This is a genomic window from Lewinella sp. (genome assembly GCF_050633125.1).
GTDB lineage: Bacteria > Bacteroidota > Bacteroidia > Chitinophagales > Saprospiraceae > Lewinella.
Map to the genome: position 1 here is coordinate 41,182 of NZ_JBOEFX010000041.1, position 465 is coordinate 41,646.

1 pseudogene is annotated in these 465 nt (G+C 49.0%); it reads left to right on the forward strand.

The annotated features are described in order from the left end of the window. A pseudogene (locus tag ACRBG0_RS10265) lies at positions 1–465 on the forward strand (hypothetical protein); the annotation flags it as partial.

The window sequence follows — 465 nt, forward strand, 5'->3', positions numbered from 1 at the left end:
GTGACGATGGTGATCCTTGTACAGTAGGCGAAACGATCACGACATTGGATTGTGACGGTAGTATCTGTGTTCCCTGTGGTGGTGGTACGATTGTGGATTGTGCTAGTGGCCCATCAACGACGTTGCCTTGTGACGATGGTGATCCTTGTACGATCGGCGAAACGATCACGACATTGGATTGCGACGGTAGTATCTGTATTCCCTGTGGCGGGGGTACGATAATAGATTGTAGCACTGGCCCATCGACAACACAAGCCTGTGACGATGGCGACCCCGCTACGATCAACGATATGATAACCATCCTTGATTGTGACGGTAGTATTTGTATTCCTTGTATGGGCACGCCCGGTGATTGTAGCAGTGCTCCGACAACTACACTGCCCTGTGATGATGGTGACGATTGTACCTTCAATGACATGATAACTACTTTGGATGCCTATGGTAGTATTTGTGTTCCCTGTATGG